Annotated in this window: 17 protein-coding genes; 8 read left to right on the top strand and 9 right to left on the bottom strand. The window is 57.0% G+C overall.

Annotated features, from left to right (window positions below):
* Positions 1-377: 377 nt before the first annotated feature.
* A complete protein-coding gene (locus HC757_RS08400) occupies positions 378-1,424 on the bottom strand; it encodes a formimidoylglutamase (RefSeq protein ID WP_169563866.1) in 1,047 nt (348 codons plus the stop codon).
* Between the two features lie 102 nt (positions 1,425-1,526).
* Positions 1,527-2,012 (bottom strand): ribonuclease E activity regulator RraA, encoded by a 486-nt coding sequence (rraA, locus tag HC757_RS08405; protein ID WP_169563867.1) that lies wholly within the window; start codon positions 2,010-2,012, stop codon positions 1,527-1,529.
* A gap of 320 nt (positions 2,013-2,332) precedes the next feature.
* Between rraA and HC757_RS08410 the strand changes: the two genes are divergently transcribed.
* Together HC757_RS08410 and HC757_RS08415 are read left to right on the top strand one after the other, a co-directional pair.
* Positions 2,333-2,842, top strand: a complete 510-nt coding sequence (locus HC757_RS08410; protein ID WP_169563868.1) for a phosphatase PAP2 family protein — start codon at positions 2,333-2,335, stop codon at positions 2,840-2,842.
* 73 nt (positions 2,843-2,915) lie between these two features.
* Entirely contained in the window at positions 2,916-3,956 is a 1,041-nt protein-coding gene (locus HC757_RS08415) for an MJ1255/VC2487 family glycosyltransferase (protein ID WP_169563869.1), read from the top strand.
* A gap of 29 nt (positions 3,957-3,985) precedes the next feature.
* Here HC757_RS08415 and HC757_RS08420 read toward each other — a convergent pair whose 3' ends face one another.
* The 5 genes from HC757_RS08420 to argS form a co-directional block, all read right to left on the bottom strand.
* A complete protein-coding gene (locus HC757_RS08420; protein WP_169563870.1) occupies positions 3,986-4,366 on the bottom strand; it encodes a gamma-butyrobetaine hydroxylase family protein in 381 nt (126 codons plus the stop codon).
* Positions 4,367-4,492: 126 nt separating this feature from the next.
* Positions 4,493-5,818, bottom strand: a complete 1,326-nt coding sequence (gene hslU / locus HC757_RS08425; RefSeq protein ID WP_169563871.1) for an ATP-dependent protease ATPase subunit HslU — start codon at positions 5,816-5,818, stop codon at positions 4,493-4,495.
* A 19-nt stretch (positions 5,819-5,837) separates the two neighbouring features.
* Positions 5,838-6,362 carry an ATP-dependent protease subunit HslV gene (gene hslV / locus HC757_RS08430; protein ID WP_169563872.1) on the bottom strand — a complete coding sequence of 175 codons (525 nt, stop codon included), beginning with the start codon at positions 6,360-6,362 and terminating at the stop codon, positions 5,838-5,840.
* A gap of 274 nt (positions 6,363-6,636) precedes the next feature.
* Complete coding sequence (locus HC757_RS08435; RefSeq protein WP_169563873.1) at positions 6,637-7,215, bottom strand: SPOR domain-containing protein; 579 nt, start codon at positions 7,213-7,215, stop codon at positions 6,637-6,639.
* A 3-nt stretch (positions 7,216-7,218) separates the two neighbouring features.
* Positions 7,219-8,964 carry an arginine--tRNA ligase gene (gene argS, locus HC757_RS08440; RefSeq protein WP_169563874.1) on the bottom strand — a complete coding sequence of 582 codons (1,746 nt, stop codon included), beginning with the start codon at positions 8,962-8,964 and terminating at the stop codon, positions 7,219-7,221.
* 310 nt (positions 8,965-9,274) lie between these two features.
* Here argS and trxC point away from each other — a divergent pair, with 310 nt between their 5' ends.
* Together trxC and HC757_RS08450 are read left to right on the top strand one after the other, a co-directional pair.
* Entirely contained in the window at positions 9,275-9,694 is a 420-nt protein-coding gene (gene trxC, locus HC757_RS08445) for a thioredoxin TrxC (protein ID WP_169563875.1), read from the top strand.
* Positions 9,695-10,153: 459 nt separating this feature from the next.
* Positions 10,154-10,570 carry a hypothetical protein gene (locus HC757_RS08450; RefSeq protein ID WP_169563876.1) on the top strand — a complete coding sequence of 139 codons (417 nt, stop codon included), beginning with the start codon at positions 10,154-10,156 and terminating at the stop codon, positions 10,568-10,570.
* Positions 10,571-11,466: 896 nt separating this feature from the next.
* On the opposite strand, the gene priA is transcribed toward HC757_RS08450, so the two are convergent.
* A complete protein-coding gene (gene priA / locus HC757_RS08455) occupies positions 11,467-13,662 on the bottom strand; it encodes a primosomal protein N' (RefSeq protein WP_169563877.1) in 2,196 nt (731 codons plus the stop codon).
* A gap of 115 nt (positions 13,663-13,777) precedes the next feature.
* On the opposite strand from priA, the gene HC757_RS08460 reads away from it, so the two are divergent.
* From HC757_RS08460 to HC757_RS08470, 3 genes are all read left to right on the top strand, one after another.
* A complete protein-coding gene (locus tag HC757_RS08460; RefSeq protein WP_169563878.1) occupies positions 13,778-14,416 on the top strand; it encodes a LysM peptidoglycan-binding domain-containing protein in 639 nt (212 codons plus the stop codon).
* 156 nt (positions 14,417-14,572) lie between these two features.
* A complete protein-coding gene (gene rpmE, locus HC757_RS08465; protein ID WP_169563879.1) occupies positions 14,573-14,785 on the top strand; it encodes a 50S ribosomal protein L31 in 213 nt (70 codons plus the stop codon).
* A gap of 737 nt (positions 14,786-15,522) precedes the next feature.
* Positions 15,523-16,770: a malic enzyme-like NAD(P)-binding protein gene (locus HC757_RS08470; RefSeq protein WP_169563880.1), complete on the top strand. Its 1,248-nt coding sequence runs from the start codon at positions 15,523-15,525 to the stop codon at positions 16,768-16,770.
* 93 nt (positions 16,771-16,863) lie between these two features.
* Here the strand turns inward: HC757_RS08470 and HC757_RS08475 are convergent, their stop codons facing one another.
* Positions 16,864-17,160, bottom strand: coding sequence for a hypothetical protein (locus HC757_RS08475; RefSeq protein WP_169563665.1), 297 nt, complete (start codon positions 17,158-17,160; stop codon positions 16,864-16,866).
* Between HC757_RS08475 and csrD the strand changes: the two genes are divergently transcribed.
* Positions 17,057-18,970 (top strand): RNase E specificity factor CsrD, encoded by a 1,914-nt coding sequence (gene csrD / locus HC757_RS08480; RefSeq protein WP_169563881.1) that lies wholly within the window; start codon positions 17,057-17,059, stop codon positions 18,968-18,970. The genes HC757_RS08475 and csrD overlap by 104 nt on opposite strands.
* Positions 18,971-19,055 lie beyond the last annotated feature (85 nt).

The following is a 19,055-nucleotide window of genomic DNA, read 5'->3' on the forward strand; positions in this document are numbered from 1 at the left end:
CAGTTCAGAGCTGTGTCAGCGGTTCGAGCACCAGCCAAATTGGTAACGTCATAGTGGTTTCTATGACTAGACAATTTGGTGCCCTAATCGGGCCGCTGACAAGCTCCCAAAGGGCGAGTTTATAAGGGGTGTATGCTGTGTTGGCCAATGTCGACTTATCCCGATAAGGCTTCCATCGGCCGCCTTGCCTACCCTCCCTTATCATTCTCGCTGAATGAGCACATATTTATGCGGAATGGTATGAGTCTTCAGCGGAGAATTTAAGCATGATTCGCCCCGCAGATACTTTGACCTGGCTCACGTCGCCCGAGTTTGTCCGCCGGCATCCTATAGCAACCTGGATGAGCAACCTGGATGTCCATGAGCGCCGGCTATCTTCATGCCAGCAGGGCGTGGTTGCGACCGTGCAGGTATGCATAGATAAGCTCACTTATGCTCTGGCCCACTTCACGGCAGCCGGCAACGGCTCCTGCCTCATGGCAACTGGGCGCGGCTTCGGCCAGATGCAGGTAGGCACAGGGGCAGTGGCTGGCTATGTATTGGACATAATGGGCGGCATCCAGCAGGGGGACCCCGGCGACCGTGGCGGCGCTGCTGGGCATGCGTGCTATGGCGTCTGTATCCAGTTCCAGACCGACCGGCAGCCGGGTCTGGTTCAGCGCCGTGGCTATCTGTTCCAGCGCCTCGCTCAAGCCGATTTCCCGCCGTATCCAGATCTGTTGCAGGCTATGCCAACTGCCGCCGAAGGCAGTCAACTGGGCCAGGTTGGTCTCGCTGTTCTTGAGTTCATGCAGGCCGAGCACATGATAATGCCCCAGGGCACCGTTGGCGGCGGCGTAGCTGAAACCGTTGCCGCTGTGGCGGCCCTCGCGCAGGCGGAAGTCCGAATGGGGATCCAGGTTGACCGCCGCCACCTGCTTGCCCGTGCTGGCCTTGGTCGCCATCAGCAGGCCATAGGCATTGTTGTGACCGCCGCCTATGACTATGGGCTCAAGGCCTGTGTCCATGATGTGGCTGACTATCTCTATGACTCTGGCGTCCAGTTGCTCGACGGCCTGGCGCAGCTGTGCCAGCGAGCTGTCGGTTCCCAGCTGTAGATCGGCCGTGACTAGCTGCCCCAGGACCAGGCATTCCTTGCCGCTGAGGAAACGGTTGGACTGCAGATTCAGAAATTGCCCCATGCCGGCATCGAAGGCGTCGGTGGCGCCGCCTCGGCCAAGATTGGCCCTGGGGCCGAGATCTTCACCCACCCCGAGTATCGCGAAGCGGGCGCCCTCAGCCTTGGCCGCGGCCAGGGCCTCGGCGAGCGGCAGGTCGGGGGCCGGCAAGAGCACGGTTTGGCCCAGCCTGGTTTCGCCCTCTCTGGGGCTGAGGAGTTGTTGGAGTGCGGCCTGGGTAAAATAGCTGAGTGGGGTCTTGGGCATGCTGCTGTCTTCATGGTACTGAGTTGAGACATTGTTGCTCAAGTGATGGAAATAAGGCAATAAAAAAGCCAGCAGGGCTGGCTTTAATCCGGGAGGTGGCGCTTATTCTATGTCTAACGGCTCGGGAGACAGTATGACCCCGGTGTTATCCGCATACAGATGATCGCCCGGCAGGAAGGTCACTCCACCGAAGTTGACCGGAATGTCCACTTCGCCAACCGAGTGGCCATCGGCACCCACGGGAATGGAAGCCAATGCCTGAATGCCGATATCCAGCTCTTCCAGGGTATCGACATCGCGCACCGAGCCATAAACCAGTATGCCTTCCCAGTTGTTGGTGACGGCGGTCTCGGCGATGGCGGCATCGACTAAGGCACGACGCAGTGAGCCGCCGCCATCGATCAACAACACCTTGCCTTGGCCATCCTGCTGCAAAACGTCAAGGATCAGGCCATTATCTTCGAAGCACTTGATAGTGCTGATAGCGCCGCCAAAAGAGCTACAACCACCATAATTACTGAACATGGGTTCGACTACGTCTACGACATCTAAGTACATGTCACAGAGTTCTGAGGTGTTGTATTCCATATTTACACTCCTATTGATCCGCTTTGTGCCGGGGTTACGCACAGTTTAGCGAGTTTACGCCAGTTTAGAAGGGATTGTCGAAAAGAAAAGTGTTATCTATCACGGTATTGTTGCCCCATGCTGGCGATTCGCCCCGGCGCGTCCCGGGATTGGCGCCCGGCGCATTCGTCCCTGAGCCAGGGGGCAGCTTGCCGGCCCCTTGGGTGTCATAAATATTTAGGCGGCCTGTCACCCTGGCGTCATCAAGCTTTTCTAGGCTCTGAATCACACCTGACTATCTGTTGTTGTTCGAGTCGAATGAAATCAGAGGAGCCAATGCCATGTTCGATTACATCAGAGCCCTAGACAGGCAAGGATTCTGTTTCATTGCCGGCATGACCCACAAACATGGCTTGCACTCCTTGGGCCTGCGGGTGTCGGCCAGCGGCGACGGCCATCTGTACCTGTACCTGTCGGTCGGCCTGTTGCTGACCCAGGCCCAGGGACAGCATTTCTTCAACCTGGTGCTGGCGGGTTTTTTGGTGGAGCTGCCCTTGTATCTGCTGTTGAAGAACAGCATACGCCGCCCCCGTCCTTGCCATGTGGTCAGCGCGGTTGCGCTGTTCGAGCCTTCGGATAAGTTCAGTCTGCCCTCGGGCCATACGGCGGCGGCCTTTGTGTTGGCGTTTGCCGTGCTGACTGTGTATCCGGCCTTCGCCCTGCTGGCCTATGCCTGGGCCGGGCTGATAGGCCTTTCCCGCATAGTGCTGGGGGTGCATTACCCACTGGATATCGTCGCCGGAGCCTGTCTGGGCACGGGGGCCGGCCTGTTCGCACTGCAGTTCATCTGATACCAGGCAAGCTCATTGAAGGCGTGAATGCGGCGAGCCTTCATCGGACTTCACTCACTAGATAGGAGAGTCAATGCGAATACTCTACGGCGTACAGGGCACGGGTAATGGCCACCTCAGCCGGGCAAGGGTGATGGCAAAGTCGCTGGCGAAACAGGATGTCCAGGTCGATTTCCTCTTCTCCGGCCGCGCCCCTGAGCACTTCTTCGATATGGAGTGCTTCGGTGATTATCGGGTGCAACCCGGGTTGACCTTCGCCACGGAGAAGGGACACGTCAGCATAGCCAAGACGCTGAGGCGCAACTGCGCCAGCAGGCTGCTGCGGGACATACGTGAATTGGATCTGAGCCACTATGACATGGTGCTCAACGACTTCGAACCCGTTTCCGCCTGGGCCGCCAAGCGCCAGGGGGTGCCCTGTGTCGGCATCAGCCATCAGGCGGCGCTCAAGTATCCCGTGCCCAAGCAGGGCAATACCTGGTTCAACGAGGCCCTGTTGAACTACTTCGCTCCGGCGAACGTGGCGCTGGGATGTCACTGGCATCACTTCGGTTTTCCCATCCTGCCGCCCTTCGTCGAAGTCGACAAGATAGGGGTCGAACATAGCCACGACATTCTGGTCTATTTGCCGTTCGAGGATGCCGATGCCATAGTCGAGCTGCTGCGCCCCTGGGACGGCTATCGCTTCCTGGTGTATCACGCCAGTCAGCCGCTGCTGCCACCGCCGGAGCATGTCCTCTGGTTCGGCTTCAACCGCGACGGTTTCAAGCAACACATGGCCGATTGCGGCGGTGTGATAGGCAACGCCGGCTTCGAATTGGCGAGCGAAGCCCTGACACTGGGCAAGAAATTGCTGGTGAAACCTCTGCTGGGGCAGTTCGAGCAGCTCTCCAATGTCGCCGCCCTGCAGCTGCTGGGCATAGCCGACAGCATGATGAGTCTGGACGCCGCCGTGCTCAAGCGTTGGCTGAAGGCGGCCTCGCCCAGTCCCATAGCCTATCCCCAGGTGGGGGATGCGCTGGTGACTTGGCTGAGGGCGGGGGATTGGCAGGACAGCCGGGCCCTATGCCAGGATCTTTGGTCCCAGGTGGAGTTGCCCGATACCTGGAAGTAGCGGAGCGCGCGCCGCCCTGGCGTTTGGGCTCAGGAGTATTTCACCGCCAGGTCGATCAGCGGCTCGCGACTGCCTTTCTCCGTCTTGAGAAGGTCGAGGTACTCGGCCCACAAGCGCTCGCTCTGGGTCGCCAGCCGATACAGCAGAGGCCAGGAATAGAGGCCTGTGTTGTGACCGTCGTCGAAGACGAGCTTGACCGCATAATTGCCGACGGGCTCTATGGCGCTGATGTTGACATTTTTCTTGTGGCACACAAGCTTAGGCTTACCATGGCCCTGGACTTCGGCCGAGGGGGAGTGCACCCGCAGCAGTTCGCAGCTGAGCAGATAGCTGCTGCCATCGTCGAAGCACAGCTCCAACTGACGGGACTTGCGTTTGAGCTTGATGCCTGTGATGTTGGGCGTCGCCATGATTCGCCTCCCTGGGACATGCCTGAGCGCATGTGCTGATATGAGTCACTGAGATAAAGATAACAAAAAGCGGCCGGGGAAGCTTCCCCGGCCGCGCTGTTTCATGCCGGCGGCATGGAGACAAGGCTAGAGGATGAAGCGGCTTAAGTCTTCGTCCTGCACCAGGTTATCCAGATGGGCTTTGACATAGTCGGCATTGATGATGAAAGTGCTGCCGGACTTGTCCGATGCCTCGTAGGAGATGTCTTCCATCAGCTTCTCCATCACTGTATGCAGGCGGCGGGCACCTATGTTTTCGGTGCGCTCGTTCACCTGCCAGGCGGCCTTGGCTATGCTCTCTATGCCCGTCTCTGTGAAGCTGATATCGACCCCTTCGGTCGCCAGCAGCGCCACATACTGCTCGGTCAGCGAGGCGTGGGGCTCGGTGAGGATGCGTTTGAAGTCGTCGGCCGACAGGGCATCCAACTCGACCCGGATCGGCAGGCGACCCTGGAGCTCGGGGATCAGATCCGAAGGCTTCGACATCTGGAAGGCGCCGGAGGCGATGAACAGAATATGATCTGTCTTCACCATGCCGTGCTTGGTGGTGACAGTGCAGCCCTCGACCAGGGGCAAGAGATCACGCTGTACGCCTTCGCGGGACACATCCGGCCCCGAGGTTTCGCCGCGCTTGCATATCTTGTCTATCTCATCGAGGAAGACTATGCCATGCTGCTCGACCAATTCTATCGCCTGTTCCTTGAGATCTTCCTGATTGACCAGCTTGGCGGCTTCCTCGTCGATCAGCTGCTTATAGGCGTCCTTGATCTTGAGTTTGCGGCGCTTGGCGGGTGCCTGGCCCATGTTCTGGAATAGGCTCTGCAGCTGATTGGTCATTTCTTCCATGCCGGGAGGCGACATGATCTCGACCCCTATCTGTGGTTGGGCCACGTCTATGTCGATTTCCTTGTCATCCAGTTGGCCTTCACGCAGCTTCTTGCGGAAGATCTGCCGGGTATGGGCCTGGCTGTCGCTCTCCTGATCCCAGTCGTCCTTGCCTTTGGGCAACAGGGCATCGAGGATCCGCTCTTCGGCATGTTCTTCGGCGCGCTGGCGCACCTTGTCCATCTGCCGCTCACGGGTCAGTTTGATGGCGATGTCCGTCAGGTCGCGGATGATCTGCTCGACTTCCTTGCCGACATAACCCACTTCGGTGAACTTGGTGGCTTCGACCTTGATGAAGGGCGCGTTGGCCAGCTTCGCCAGGCGGCGGGCGATTTCGGTCTTGCCGACACCTGTCGGGCCTATCATGAGAATATTTTTCGGGGTCACTTCCTGACGCAACGAGGCTTCCAGCTGCATCCGGCGCCAACGGTTTCGCAGCGCGATGGCGACCGAGCGTTTGGCCTTATGCTGGCCTATGATGTGGGTGTCCAGTTCGTGGACAATTTCACGTGGGGTCATTTCAGACATAATTCGTCCTCGACTGGGATCAGTAGTTTAATTCTTCTATCGTCTTGAATTGGTTGGTGAAGACGCAGATGTCACCGGCTATGGTCAGCGACTTCTCGGCTATGGTGCGGGCATCCAATTCGGTATTCTGCAACAGCGCCAGCGCCGCCGCCTGGGCAAAGTTGCCGCCCGAGCCTATGGCGATCAGATCATTCTCCGGCTGGAGCACGTCACCGTTGCCCGTGATGATGAGGGAACTCTCGGCATCGGCGACCGCCAGCAGGGCCTCGAGCTTGCGCAGCATGCGATCCGTGCGCCAGTCTTTGGCCAGCTCGACGGCGGCCTTCATCAGGTGGCCCTGGTGCATTTCCAGCTTGGCCTCGAAGCGCTCGAACAGGGTGAAGGCATCGGCGGTGCCGCCGGCAAATCCGGCCAAAACCTTGTTGTGGTACAGACGACGCACCTTCCTGGCGTTGCCTTTCATCACAGTGTTGCCCAGGGAAACCTGGCCGTCACCGGCGATCACAACCTGATTGTTGCGGCGAACTGATACTATAGTGGTCACAATTAATCCTCTTCTCTGGCCGGCGGCACACAACCACCGGTGGACGATAATCCTGATATGGGGATCGCCTGGGAAATATCAAGCTTAGGTGCGGCATTTTGCCGGTTGGGGCTGCTGGGTCTGGCGCCCTGAGCTGCAGTTGCAGCGGGTTGAGTCTATCGCGGAAAAGCAAAGGCCGGCATGAGCCGGCCCGAATCTAAGCTGTGCGACCAGGTCGCACTGTGATGTGACACTGTCTCTGTCACTATCTTTCTCACTAGGGCGCCGCTGGCCCTCAGCTTTCCCAATACAGCATGATGCAACCGTTGATGCCGGCTCGCTGCATTGTGTGGCGCAGTTTTTCGGCCTCGCGCTTGCCGTCGAGCGGCCCCAGGCTCACCTTATACCAGTCGCCGCTGGTGCCGCTGACCTTCTTGACGCTGGCTTCCTGGCCCTGGAAGGCGATGACGGCCTTCATTTCATTGGCCTGGCTCGCGGTGCGGAAGGAGCCGCACTGCAACTTGTAGCGTTTGGCGACCCGGTTCTCGACCACGGGCACATCGACCTCGACATGCTTATTCTCCAGCTCTTCCAGATAGGTCCATTCTTCCTTGGGCTTGGGCGGCAGGGCGTTGGGATCTTTCTTGGGTTGCTTCACTGCGGCTTTCTTGACCGGCTCGGGCTGGGCCTGATCGGCGCTGTCCCTGATGCTCCACAGAAAATAACCGAAGCTGCCGACACCCAGCAGCACAAACAGGGTCAGCAGCAACGGCAGGCGCCGGGAGGGCGCCTGCTGACTGGGCTTGCGGCGCGAGGCACGCTGGGGTTTGGCAGCGCCGCTCGGCCGACGGTTGGCATAGTCTCTATTGCTCATGGCTTACATGCGCTCTAAGGTTTCTATCCCCAGGAGCGACATGCCTTGCTGCAAGGTCTTGGCCGTCAGCTTGGACAGCAACAGGCGGCTGTTTTTCTGCTCGAGCGTGTCGGCTGCCAGCACGGGGCAGGCCTCGTAGAAGCTGGAGAAGGCGCCTGCCAGTTCGTAGAGGTAACCGCAGAGCACATGGGGCTGACCCTTGTCCGTGACCCGCTTGAGAATTTCACCGAATTGGGCCAGTTTATTGCCCAGACCTTTCTCTTTCTCATGCTCCAAGACTATCTTGGCCTGGCTCAGATCTGCATCTTCGGCGCGCTTGAAGATGCCAGCGACCCGGGTGTAGGCGTACAAGAGGTAAGGCGCGGTATTGCCTTCGAAGCTGAGCATCTGTTCGAAGCTGAAGATGTAATCGCTGGTGCGGTTCTTCGACAGATCCGCATATTTGACCGAGCTGATGCCGACCACGCGGGCGATTTCCTGCAGGGTCGCCTCGTCCATGTCCGGGTTCTTGCTGCGAACCAGTTCCAGGGCGCGCACATTGGCCTCGTCGAGCAGATCCACCAGTTTCACCACGCCGCCGCTGCGGGTCTTGAATGGCCGGCCATCTTCACCGTTCATGGTGCCGAAGCCCAGGTGTTCCAGCGACATGTCCTGACGCACAAACTTGGCCAGCTTGGCCAGGCTGAATACCTGCTGGAAGTGCAACGCCTGGCGCAGGTCGACAAAATACAGGACTCTGTCGGCCTTCAAGACATTGGAGCGGTAGCGCATGGCGGCCAGATCCGAGGTGGCATACAGGTAACCGCCATCGGCCTTCTGGATGATCACCGGCAAGGGCTCGCCTTCCTTGTTGCGGAACTCTTCCTGGAATACCACCTTGGCACCGTTGCTTTCTTTCAACAGGCCCTGGGCATCGAGATCTTTAACCACTTGCTCGAGATCTGCGTTATAGGCGCTCTCGCCGTGGACATCGGCACGGCTCAGGCTGACGCCCAGGCGGGCATAGACTTCGTGGCAATGGCTGAGGGAGATATCGTTGAACTCGCGCCATAGCTTGTTGCAATAGGCATCACCTGATTGCAGCGACACCACCAACTGGCGGGCACGGGTGGCAAACTCGGCAGACTCATCGAATCTCATCTTGGCGGCGCGATAGAAGGTCTCAAGATCCGACAGTTCCAGCTGGGCCTGTTCACCGTTCTGGGCCCGCAGCTCTTCCATATAGGCCAGCAGCATGCCGAACTGGGTGCCCCAGTCGCCGACATGGTTCTGACGTATCACCTTATGGCCGAGAAACTCCAGGGTGCGCACCACGCTGTCACCTATGATGGTGGAGCGCAGGTGACCCACGTGCATCTCTTTGGCGAGGTTGGGGGAAGAATAATCCACCACTACCGTCTGTGGCTCGGGCAGGGCTATGCCCAGGTGCTCATCTTCGAGTGCCGTTTGCAACTGATTGGCGAGGGCATTTTCGTCGATGAAAAAATTGATGAAACCCGGGCCGGCGATCTCCACCTTGGCCACATGGGACGAAGCCGGCAGATTGTCTATGATCAGTTGCGCCAGCTCGCGCGGGTTCTTGCCTGCGACCTTGGTCAGCATCATGGCGAGGTTGGTCGCCAGATCCCCATGACTCTTATCCTTGGTGCGATCAACCTGAATGCGCGCCTCGAAGTCGGCCGGCACTATACCTTGTTGTTTAAAGGATTCCAGGGTTTGTTCGAGCAAAGATTGGATATGTGATTTCATGGCTTCTTTTTGATACTGGCTTCGGGATTGATTACAGGAATAACCGCATATTCTAGCCGTTTGTCATGGTCTCTGGCTATCCCTTTCTCGGTTAGTTTTGCCGCATCTGTGGCTGTCATTCCATTCTCTGTCTGGGTTGGGGGGATAGCCCCCGGCGGGTCGCGCCGGCCCGCTCCTCCCTTAGCTCTGCCCTTTACATCTGCGGGTAGCGCTCCTATATCTAACAGCTTAATCTAAGAGCTTAGATATAGAGCAGTTTCAGCTACAATCTGTGATCTTAACCCTCTTCAGCCAGAACCGGAGTCTTGTCATGCTCATTGCCTGCCCCCATTGCGATACCCTCAACCGTGTACCCGAGGAGCGCCTGAACCAGCAGCCAGGCTGCGGCAAGTGTCAATCGCCCCTGTTCAGTGGTGCGCCCATCACCCTGACCGGCAGCAACTTTGCCAAGCATGCCTACAAGTCGGAGCTGCCGCTGGTGGTGGACTTCTGGGCCGACTGGTGCGGCCCCTGCAAGAGTTTCGCGCCCGTGTTTGCAAAGGCCGCCGGCGAACTCGAGCCCAGGTTCAGGTTCGGCAAGATAGACACCCAGGCGCAGCAGGCTTTGGCGGCCCAGTTCGGTATTCGCTCCATCCCGACCCTGATGGTCTTCCACCAGGGGAAGGTGGTTGCCCAGCAGGCCGGTGCGCTGCCCAAGCAGGCCTTCTACCAATGGTTGGATGCTGTTTGATGGCGCGACCTCTTGTTGCTTGTGCTGCTTGTTGATTGCACTACTTGCTGATTGCATTGAGAGCAAAGATAACAGAGCACATGGCTGTCATTTTTTGTGGGACTGTGATGACCCGCATAGCTGTGAGGCCTTGATGCAACCCATCACCTGCCGTGGGCTTTTGCACTGCTTTTATTTAAAGAGCATCAGTGAGACGCAGCAAGTTCGTCCCTGAATGCTCGACGGCGACATCCATGTCGCCAACGCTCACTGGCGCAACAGTGCCTCTTCTGGTGTACCCATTGGCAACGGGGGGAGAGCAATATCATGCCTGTCTAATGAGTGTTTAGTCGGGAAGCATGGTTCTTGAATTGAATGCTTTATATAACAGTGGTTTGCGATAGGGTGGTTTGCATTGAACCAATGTGCATAGGCGCACTATTAAAATCGTTATTTGTTACCTAAGGAGAGATGCCAGCCATGAATAAGAGTTTACTTCTTGCTGCTTCCCTATGCTTTTCTGGAATGGTTCAGGCAGAAGAAGTTGTAATAGACATCCCTGCGTTGGTCGGTAAGGATAAAGCTGAAGTTTCCAAACTAATTGGTACACCGCTATCTTGTGGCCCATCAAAGCATGGCGAAAAGTGTCAGTTTACAAAGGCGGAAACCGAAATCGTATTTATTAATGGCAAAGCTGACTGGATAACAATAGAGGGCATTGACGACAAGCCATTTGCCGATTCAATAATACAGCTGCTTGGTCTTAAAGCTCAAAAACCATCGTTTAGTAATGCATTTGAAAAACGGTGGGAGCCTTTGCAAGGTTTACTGTCAGTTTCGCTTTTCAAAGGCAATAGTAACTCTGACTATGTCTATGTTAAAGCATATACAAAGTAGCACGGCTAATAACAAGTGACTGTGATGTTTAGTCAGTATATTTATGCATATTTTGCCCACCCCAAACTTCATTTTTTGGCGAAAGCCGGAACCGGCATAATCTGACTTGAGTTCAGATGTCACATTGGAACACCAGAGAGGGCACTGTTGCGCCAGTGACCTTCGACGAAAGGGATTTCGTCGCAGAGCATCCATGGATGGACTCGCTGCGTGTCACTGGTGTAACAGTGCAAAGGCGCACCGCAGGTGAATTGGCTGCAAACCGAGTTGGCAGCAATATCGTACTTGATGAGCACTGTCATTCTTGACCGAGAGTGTCGATAGTCCATGCCCCTCAAGTGTCAATAGGGTCGTGATCGAAACCAATTTACCTAGACTCAGGTGTCACCGGCGTAGAAGTGCAAAGGCGCACCGCAGGTGAATTGGCTGCAAACCGAGTTGGCAGCAATACCGTACTTGATGAGCACCGTCATTCTTAACCGAGAGTGTCGATAGTCCATGCCCCTCAAGTGTCAATAGAGTCGTGATCGAAACCAATTGACCTAGACTCAGGTGTCGCATTGGAACACCAGAACGGGCACTGTTGCGCCAGTGACCTTCGATGAAAGGGATTTCGTCGCAGAGCCCTCATGGACGCTTCTTCTTGTGAGATCAAGAGCCGACAACATCCTTGTCTTAAAGCCAGTTCGATATCCCTATCTCTCGTTCATAAGCCGAAGCTAACGCTTCATTCACCGTGTCACTGATGCTCTTTAAATAAAAGCAGTGCAAAGGTGCACCGCAGGTGAATTGGCTGCAAACCGAGTTGGCAGCAATGTTGTACTGGGTGGGCACTGTCATTCTTAACCGAGAGTGTCATGGCAATCAAAGGGCCGATGGCCGAGCCTCTCCCGAGGCTAGAGCAGATCCTGGGGGTCCCTGTCCAGGCTCCAGCGGCAGCGCTTGCCCTCGGGCAGTTGCTCTACCAGGGGTTGTACCCGTTCGAATTCCTGTTGCAGGCGGTTGCGGTTCTTGGCCTGGAACATCAGCTGGCGGCGGAACTTGCCGGCCTTCCTGTCCAGCGGCGCCGGCAGCGGGCCTATGACTTCAAATTCCTTGTCGTTGGGCAAGAGGGCGGCGAAGGCGTTGAGGAAGGCGTCGGCATCGCTGGCAAGGTGAGCCTCGGCGCGCACCAGCACCATATGCCAGGCCGGTGGCAGCAGCGCCTGCTGGCGCTCCTTGAGCTGGGCGCGGGCGAATTCGCCGTAACCCTTATGCAACAGCTCCCTCAGTATGGGGTTGTCGCTCTGGTGGGTCTGCAGCAAGACAGTGCCTGGCTTGCTGGCACGGCCGGCGCGGCCGGCGACCTGGGTGTAGAGCTGGCCGAAACGTTCGGGGGCACGAAAATCTGCGCTGAACAGGGCGCCATCCACATCCAATAGCCCGACCAGGGTGACATCCGGGAAGTGATGTCCCTTGGCCAGCATCTGGGTGCCGACCAAGATCTTGTATTCCCCCTTATGAATGGCGTCCAGATGTGTCTCCAGGGAGCCCTTGAGGCGGGTGGTGTCCCTGTCGATGCGCACCACGGGATGTTTGGGGAACTCTTTCTGCAGTGCCTCGGCCAACTGCTCAGTGCCTATGCCCTGGCCCATCAGCATGGTGCTGCCGCACTCATGGCATTGCTTGGGGATGGCGTATTGATTGCCGCAGTGGTGACAGCAGATCTCCCCCAGGCCCTGGTGCACCGTGAAGAAGGCATCGCAGCGGTCGCACTCGTGCAAATGGCCACATTCGTGACACAGGAGCGCGGGTGCGAAGCCGCGGCGGTTGAGGAACAGCAATACCTGATTGCCTGCGTCCAGGTGCAGGCGGATCTCGTTGAGCAGTGGGGTCGACATCCCGGCCTTGAGCGGCTGGTTGCGGATATCTATGATCCCCTGGCGCACATTCTTGGCCGCGCCGGCGCGCTCATTCAGCAGCAGGTGTTGATAGCGGCCATTGAGGGCGTTCTGCAGCGTCTCCAGCGAAGGGGTTGCCGAGCCCAGGATCACGGGAATGGCTTCCAGATGACCGCGCATCACCGCCAAGTCGCGGGCGTGGTAGCCGACACCTTCCTGCTGCTTGAAACTGCTGTCGTGTTCTTCGTCGAGGATGATGACCCCGGGGTAGGCCATGGGGGTGAACAGCGCCGAACGGGTGCCTATGATGATGGCCGCCTGACCGCTACGTGCCAGGCGCCAGGCCTCCAGCCGTTGGTTGTCCGTCAGTCCCGAATGGATCACCGCCACCTGCACCTTGAAGCGGCGTTGGAACCTGGCTATGGTCTGGGGTGTCAGGCCGATTTCCGGCACCAGGATCAGCGCCTGCTTGCCCTGCTTCAGTTGGCTCTCGAGCACGGACAGATAGACTTCCGTCTTGCCCGAGCCAGTGACCCCTTCCAGCAGGCTGCAGTGGTAGCCGGTCTGTTGGTTGAGGGTCGCCACCGCCACTGCCTGGGCCGGATTCAGTTTCAGTGGCGTCTCGTCGAGTTCGAGCGCGGTGCGCCAGCCCAGATCCAGCTCGGCGGTTCTCTCTTCGGCGGCTATCCAGCCCTTCTCACTCAGGGCCTTGAAGGCGGCCTTGCTCAGGTCGAGATGGCCTATGTCTTCTGCCGTCAGCCGGCCCTGTTTGAGGCGCTCCAGCACTTTTTTCTGCGCCGGTGCCCGTTTGAGCAACTCGGGTGCCGCCGCCTCACCAGCGGCCGTGAGGTGCCAGTGAGTCATGCTCTTCGGCGCCGCGTCCATGCCCTTGCGCAGCGCCACGGGCAAGGCCTGGGTCAGCATCTGCCCCTGACTGCAGAAATAATATCTGGCGGCCCAGAGGGTCAATCTATACAGGGAGTCGGGCAGCAGGGGTTCTTGGTCTAAGATGTCTATAACGGCTTTGATCTGCTTGGGTGCCAGACTGCAGCTATCCTTTATATCAGTGATCAGGCCGATCAACTGTTGACGACCGAAGGGCACCCTGACACGCAAACCCGCCACCAAGGTTTGGGTCAGGGTATCGGGTACCAGGTAGCTGAAGGTTTGCCGCATGGGGACGGGCAGGGCAACCTCGACAAACAAGGGCATAGTGACGCATCTTAGTGGATAGTGCCGCTAAGTGTACCCAGACGGGGGCGGCAGAGCCAGTCCTATCGGTTGAGTGCCGGGCCGCCGGCTTGGGGCGGAATAAGGGAGTAAGCGAATGAGCCATCTGATGAAAATCCTCTGCCTCTTGCCTGTGTTCCTCTGTTGCTCCGTGGGGGCGCAAGTCTCACATCTGAGCCTCAATCAGCGTCAGTTCGAGCTGGGTGGCTACCCCAAGCTGAGGCTCAATCTGGTGGCCGAACCCCGGGACCTGTCGCGGCTCGAGTTCCTGTTGCGTCAGGGGGAGGCGCAGGAGAGGCTGATGGTGCAGCCGCTCGGTCGCTTCATGTTGCAGCTGTTCGGGGTCGAGGATGTGACCTCTGCTGCTGCGCAGTTGGTGGTGCGCCAATACAGGGGCGATAGCTGGCATGAGATTGCCAGCCTGGCCTTGTTCGATGCCTCCGGGTCAAGTCATAGCCCAGGCGGCGCGTCTACCGGGGAAGCCTGTCGGCTGGAGGTAGATGTCGGCGATACCCTGTGGCGTATCGCCCGCCGCTACACTGGCCCATGGCACACCCATGTCTATGGCGCCATGCTGGCCATTTATGAGGCCAACCGCCAGGCCTTCGTCGGGCAGAAGATAGATGCCCTCAGGCGTGATGCCAGCTTGATTTGCCCTGGCAAGGACTCGCTGGCAGCCCAGGGAGACGAGGCCGGTGCCAGACTGAGGTTCGAGGCGCTGCAGGCCGGCACTTGATGGCCAGGCCATGGGGCCAAATGGCGGAGAATCCGCTTGTGTCCCCTGCGCAGATACTGTACCATCCTGCGCCTTAAACATATTGTTATTAACTTGCATGTGGTACCCAACTTCGGGTTGGGAGAGCGACATGGCCTTACATTTGAGGTAATCCCGATGAAACCAGGTATCCATCCTGAATATGCAGAAATCACTGCAAACTGTACTTGTGGCAACGTTATCAAAATCAATTCAACTGTAGGTAAAGACCTGCACTTGGACGTATGTGGTGCATGTCACCCATTCTACACTGGTACTCAGAAAGTTGTTGATACCGGTGGTCGTATCGACAAGTTCAACAAGCGTTTCGGTGTACTGGGTAAGAAGTAACTACCCATGCTATGCATATAGAAAGGGCGCCTCAGGGCGCCTTTTTCATTTCCGTCTTACCATTCGCTGGCCGTTTGCCCCCTGGCCGCATGTTTTCCTGTTCCAGCCTTCCTCGCCAAGCCTCTGCTGTCTTGGGCGTGCTCGCTCGTCGCTGTAGCCATACCTGGCCGACGAGCAGTCGCCGGTGGCTCAAGGTTATACTCAGGGGCTCAGGGTTATGCTCAGGGCTATCCCGGCCCTGTCGCCGCATAGTGCCGTTGCAACGCCGGCGAACGCGTCTGTTCCACCCCGGCAGCCGATGGACCCGTGGGCCCAAACGAGAGGTCGGATCTCTTGGTTGTTTTTTTACAATTAACTCCAGGCATTTTCGGCCTATTCAGGATAAAAATCCTCTCTCTGCCCGGTTCAGCCGCCTAATATGGTGATTTTGTCAAAATTAAACCAAAAAATACGCCTTAAGCACAGTATTTACGCAATAATTTACGTTATTTTCCTACATAAATTGTTGCGAATTTGGGGCTGAATGGGGAAAGATAACTGCTGAAAATGTACCTTAGCGAGCGAGATCCCGCTCTAGGGTGAAATATCTTAATCTATTGTTTAAAAGCCCACTTCATTCGCGTATTCTAATTGGCACCAGCCAGCAAGTTAATGACTCGGATCGCCATCGGCAGAGCATGCTTGGGTTTGGTAGGCCTCTACTCATAAAATTAAATGTCGCATTTCAGGATGTCAAAATGTCAGATATTCGCCAACAAGCACTCGATTATCATGAATTCCCGGTTCCAGGCAAAATGGCAGTTTGTCTGACCAAGCCGGCTCAAAGCAGCCACGATCTCGCCCTCGCTTACAGCCCGGGAGTGGCAGAGCCTGTGCGTGAAATCGCCTCGGATCCTGTCAATGCTTACCGTTATACCAATAAGGGCAACACGGTTGCCGTGATCTCCAATGGCACCGCCATCTTGGGCTTGGGTAATCTTGGCCCCTTGGCCTCCAAGCCGGTGATGGAAGGTAAGGCCCTGCTCTTTAAGCACTTTGCCAACATAGATGCCACGGATATCGAAGTGAAGCATCGCACGGCGGAAGAGTTTATCAACACGGTTGAAGCCATAGCCGACACCTTCGGTGGCATCAATCTGGAAGATATCAAGGCTCCCGAGTGCTTCGAAATCGAGAAAGAGTTGATCGAACGCTGCAATGTGCCTGTATTCCATGATGATCAGCATGGCACCGCCATTGTGACGACCGCCGGCATGCTCAATGCACTGGAAATCCAGGGCAAGTCGATAGAAGATGCCGTCTTCGTCTGCATGGGCGCCGGTGCCGCAGCGATCGCCTGCATGACCATGTTGGTCAAGTGTGGTGCCCAGCGTGAGAATGTGTACATGCTGGACAGGAAGGGCGTGATTCACACCCGCCGCGACGATCTCAATGAATACAAAGCCTTGTTTGCCAATAACACGGATAAACGCACTCTGCAGGACGTGATCAAGGATGCAGATGCCTTCCTGGGGCTGTCGGGACCTAATGTGATCGGCGCCGAAGAGATCGCCATGATGGCACCCAACCCGGTGATCTTCGCCTGTTCCAACCCGGATCCCGAGATCAATCCCGAGCTGGCACACGCCACCCGCAGCGATCTCATCATGGGCACGGGTCGCAGCGATTACCCTAACCAGGTCAACAATGTGTTGTGTTTCCCCTTCATCTTCCGCGGTGCCCTGGACGTGCGTGCCTCCTGCATCAACGATGAAATGAAGATTGCCGCGGTGCATGCCCTTGCCGCCCTGGCGAAGGAGCCCGTACCCGCTTCGGTACTCGAGGCTTACCCTCAGGTCAGTTCATTGAGCTTCGGCCCTGATTATGTGCTGCCTAAGCCAATGGATCCAAGGTTGCTGCCTAACGTCGCTCGTGCCGTGTCCCAGGCGGCGATCGACTCTGGCGTAGCCACTATTCCGACCCTGCCCGAACACTATCAGGTGTAAGGGGTTCTGATACCAAGGGACGAATGATAGAGAAAAGGGGCGTTAGCCCCTTTTTTATTGCCTGCAACAAACATGCTGCCCCTAGCCCTAGCCCTAGCCCGGGCACCCTGGCCCATAGGCCGAACCTGCTTCCCTGGCCGCATCTTTGCCCCCAGGGCGGCTGCCCCCTTCCTGCCGGTTGCCTTTTAATCTTTCCTGCTGAATAATCGCTGGAGCCTTTGGCGCGCGATGTTGGCTCATTTCAACCAGAATCATCACAATAATAATCCTGCGGGTAAGCGGATAAATGAAACTCACGCGAATGTTAACTAAAAAGTTAACCAGTTTTTGGTTAACCTCACTGGCGGCCGTAGCCTTCGTCTGCCTGCTCATCGCAGTGATGAGTTTCATGCAGCTGACCTATAAGTTTCAGCAACAGAAGGTGATGGAGCTCGAATCCATGCTGGTGGAGCACTACCAGGCCGAAAGTGACTGGAGTCTGGATACCTGGTTGCCACCCATGCTGATTGCCTACAATGCCGGGGCCTTTCGTCTGAGTTTGGAGCGGGAGCTCTTGTTCGAATACGAGGGCAATACCCACGACTCGAATGTGATCGTCTATGACCATGTGCTGGACAGTGAACATGGGCTCAGTATGTATCTCACCTTGCCTCAGCCCTTCGCGCGCCATAGCCTGGGGTGGTATGAGCTGCTGATCTTCTTGGTGGGTATGACGGCGATCGCCCTCTTCGTCCGCTTCGGCTATCTATGGTTGTCGCGGCAATTGGAGGGCATAGAAGAATTGGCACAACGCAGTCAATTGATCCTGCAGGGCCGGCATGAGCAGGCGCTGGCCACGCCGGGCAAGGGCAAGCCCAGACTGATCAACCGCGCCCTGACCCACTTGCTCGAGGCGCTGCAGGATGCCCATAAGGAGCGTGGGCGCTTGGATAAGTTCATTCGGGCCAACACCTTCCTCGACACAGAAACCCAGATAGGCAATCACTTGTTTCTGAAGAATCGCCTGGATGCCCTCAGCGATGAGCATGGGATGATCACCTATGGCGTCTTGTACTTGCTGGAGATGGACGATCTCGATGCCCTGGAGGCCAGCCTGGGGGAGACGCCGGCGCTGGAGTTGCTGCATGGGACTATTGCCGGCATCAACCGCGTGCTGCTCACCCAGGCAGACAGCATCTTTGCCCGCCGTTCCCGTAACCAGTTCGCCGTGGTGGTGCCACAGATTTCCCTCGGTGAGGCGGATAAACTGGCGGCCAAATTGCTGAAGGTTTGCCTGAGCCAACCCTTGCCCGAGTTTGACAACAGAGATAATTTCTACCATTTGGGTGGCGCCTACTTCGAGGCGGGAGACGCGCAGGAGCAGTTGGTCGAAGAGGCGGATATGGCGCTGAGGGCGGCGCAGCTGCAGGGCAGCAGCAACTGGTTCATGTACGATAAGGGCATAGTCGACGACAAGCTGTTCAAGAGCAGCGTCCGCTGGCGCAGTTTTCTGGAAAATGCCTTGGCCAACAAGCAGTTTCTGGCCTTCAGTCAGCCCATAATGGACTCGGACAATCAGCTGCACCATGAAGAGATCTTCACCCGGGTCCGCGACGGGCAGGGCGGTATCATACTGGCGACCAGCTTCATCCCCATGGCCAACAAGTGTGGTTTGATGCCGCAGATAGAAAGGCAGATCCTCGAGCGGGTGTTGTTCGGCTTGCTCGGCGACCCCGGCAACAGGCGCGTCAGGTACAGCGTCAATCTCAGCCTGGATTCACTGCTGAGCCGCAGTTTCATGCGTTGGTTGCAGACCTGCCTGTTGGAGCATAGGCATCTAACCTCCAGACTCATAGTCGAGGTGACGGAGGAAATGGTGATCCACCACAGGGAGCGGCTCAAGCCACAGCTGGATATGATACGCAAGATGGGGGTCACCCTCTGTGTCGATCATGTTGGCCAACAGGTGGTAGGCACTTATTACATCAAGGAATACCATTTCGATCTGGTTAAGCTGCATAGATCCATCGTCAGGCGGATACATGTCCGCCAGGAGAATCAATTATTTATCCGCAGCCTGATCGGCGGTCTCTACCGTGCCGATGTGCAGATCTGTGCCGAGGGGGTCGAATTGTTCGAAGAGTGGCAGACCCTGAGGATCCTGGGGGTGAGTGCGGCCCAGGGATTGTATTTTCGTGAGCCGGAAGAAACCCTGGGTTAACTTTGAGATTAGCTATAGGGAATTGGCGAAATTTTGTTACAATGCCCGCATTCGACCTATGGCTAATGTCTAGAACATTTATCTA

The organism is Shewanella salipaludis, assembly GCF_012911865.1.
GTDB lineage: Bacteria > Pseudomonadota > Gammaproteobacteria > Enterobacterales > Shewanellaceae > Shewanella > Shewanella salipaludis.

Excerpts from the sequence above, each read along its gene's own strand:
- HC757_RS08400 (WP_169563866.1), bottom strand. The coding sequence starts at position 1,424 with ATGCCCAAGACCCCACTCAGCTATTTTACCCAGGCCGCACTCCAACAA.
- rraA (WP_169563867.1), bottom strand. The coding sequence starts at position 2,012 with ATGGAATACAACACCTCAGAACTCTGTGACATGTACTTAGATGTCGTA.
- HC757_RS08410 (WP_169563868.1), top strand. The coding sequence starts at position 2,333 with ATGTTCGATTACATCAGAGCCCTAGACAGGCAAGGATTCTGTTTCATT.
- HC757_RS08415 (WP_169563869.1), top strand. The coding sequence starts at position 2,916 with ATGCGAATACTCTACGGCGTACAGGGCACGGGTAATGGCCACCTCAGC.
- HC757_RS08420 (WP_169563870.1), bottom strand. The coding sequence starts at position 4,366 with ATGGCGACGCCCAACATCACAGGCATCAAGCTCAAACGCAAGTCCCGT.
- hslU (WP_169563871.1), bottom strand. The coding sequence starts at position 5,818 with ATGTCTGAAATGACCCCACGTGAAATTGTCCACGAACTGGACACCCAC.
- HC757_RS08435 (WP_169563873.1), bottom strand. The coding sequence starts at position 7,215 with ATGAGCAATAGAGACTATGCCAACCGTCGGCCGAGCGGCGCTGCCAAA.
- argS (WP_169563874.1), bottom strand. The coding sequence starts at position 8,964 with ATGAAATCACATATCCAATCTTTGCTCGAACAAACCCTGGAATCCTTT.
- trxC (WP_169563875.1), top strand. The coding sequence starts at position 9,275 with ATGCTCATTGCCTGCCCCCATTGCGATACCCTCAACCGTGTACCCGAG.
- HC757_RS08450 (WP_169563876.1), top strand. The coding sequence starts at position 10,154 with ATGAATAAGAGTTTACTTCTTGCTGCTTCCCTATGCTTTTCTGGAATG.
- priA (WP_169563877.1), bottom strand. The coding sequence starts at position 13,662 with ATGCCCTTGTTTGTCGAGGTTGCCCTGCCCGTCCCCATGCGGCAAACC.
- HC757_RS08460 (WP_169563878.1), top strand. The coding sequence starts at position 13,778 with ATGAGCCATCTGATGAAAATCCTCTGCCTCTTGCCTGTGTTCCTCTGT.
- rpmE (WP_169563879.1), top strand. The coding sequence starts at position 14,573 with ATGAAACCAGGTATCCATCCTGAATATGCAGAAATCACTGCAAACTGT.
- HC757_RS08470 (WP_169563880.1), top strand. The coding sequence starts at position 15,523 with ATGTCAGATATTCGCCAACAAGCACTCGATTATCATGAATTCCCGGTT.
- csrD (WP_169563881.1), top strand. The coding sequence starts at position 17,057 with ATGAAACTCACGCGAATGTTAACTAAAAAGTTAACCAGTTTTTGGTTA.
- HC757_RS08475 (WP_169563665.1), bottom strand. The coding sequence starts at position 17,160 with ATGAAACTCATCACTGCGATGAGCAGGCAGACGAAGGCTACGGCCGCC.